This window comes from Vibrio sp. Vb0888, from assembly GCF_033338835.1.
Lineage (GTDB): Bacteria > Pseudomonadota > Gammaproteobacteria > Enterobacterales > Vibrionaceae > Vibrio > Vibrio alginolyticus.
This window is the reverse complement of the sequence record NZ_JAWOTL010000299.1, coordinates 1-1082: the sequence shown is the minus strand read 5'-3', so window position 1 is coordinate 1082 and position 1082 is coordinate 1. Positions and strand designations below refer to the sequence as shown.

Genomic DNA, 1082 nt, shown 5'->3' with positions numbered 1-1082 from the left:
TGAATAGCTTAGTTGGGCTTGCGCAAAGCTCAAACCAAAGCGATTCCCTTAAGTCGACCATCCCTCAGATTTTAAGATTAAGCGATGAGATCATCGTCAGCGGTGGATTGTGGCCCAAACCAGAACTCAAAGAAGAACGATGGCGGTTTACCAGTTTGTTCTTTAACAAGAACAGTGAGGGGAACATCGATCAGATTCATTCATACAACAATCCAGAATCTGGCGGTTATGACAATGAGCCGTGGTATCGCGCAGCCGCTGAACAATCGTCAGGCACGGTGAGTTGGTCTGCGGTGTATATTGATACTTTCACTCAAGTTCAAATGATTACCGCCTCTGCGCCGTATTATAGAAATGGAGAGTTTGCAGGCGTTGTGACGGTCGACCTTTCTTTGGAGGCCTTGTTCCAGTTCATTCGTGAGCACACCAACCAATACTCTTTGGGTGTGGTCATTCGAGATGCTAACTCGAATGTCATCATCGAACACAACTTTCAAATCACCAAACAAATGTACATTAGTAAACTCGATTTTGGTGAATTTCATTGGAAGCTAGAAGTTGTCAATGCTAAGGCGAAAGTGGCAGATCAAGTGTTCGAGCAAGTCATGAGTGTTGAAGGCGGCATCATCCCATTCTTATTGCTATGCGTTCTCGTTGGGTACTATTTACTTAACCGATACATTGTCGAACCTATCGTACGAATCGCTACAAAAATTGATGATTCCAAAACTGGCGGGATCATTGATATCGATTACGGAAGTGAGGACGAAATCGGCCATCTCATTACCAAATTCAACGAGAAGACCATTTACCTCGAACAAGAGAGAGTGAAAGCCCAAGCGTCGACAAATGCCAAAACTGCTTTTCTTGCCACTTTGTCGCATGAAATCCGTACGCCGATGAATGGGGTACTCGGCACCGCTCAAATCCTGCTCAAAACGCCGTTAACGGACGAACAAAGAAAACACCTTAGTACACTATACGATTCTGGTGATCACATGATGACGCTACTGAACGAGATTCTTGATTACTCCAAGATAGAGCAGGGACATGTAGAGTTTTCGAACTCGCCATTCCCCATA

At 44.6% G+C, this 1082-nt stretch carries 1 protein-coding gene; it reads left to right on the top strand.

What is annotated here, in order from left to right; translation table 11 throughout:
• Positions 1 to 1082, top strand: a 1082-nt coding sequence (locus tag R7P72_RS25775) for a histidine kinase dimerization/phospho-acceptor domain-containing protein (RefSeq protein ID WP_318111077.1), incomplete at both ends; no start/stop codon positions are given.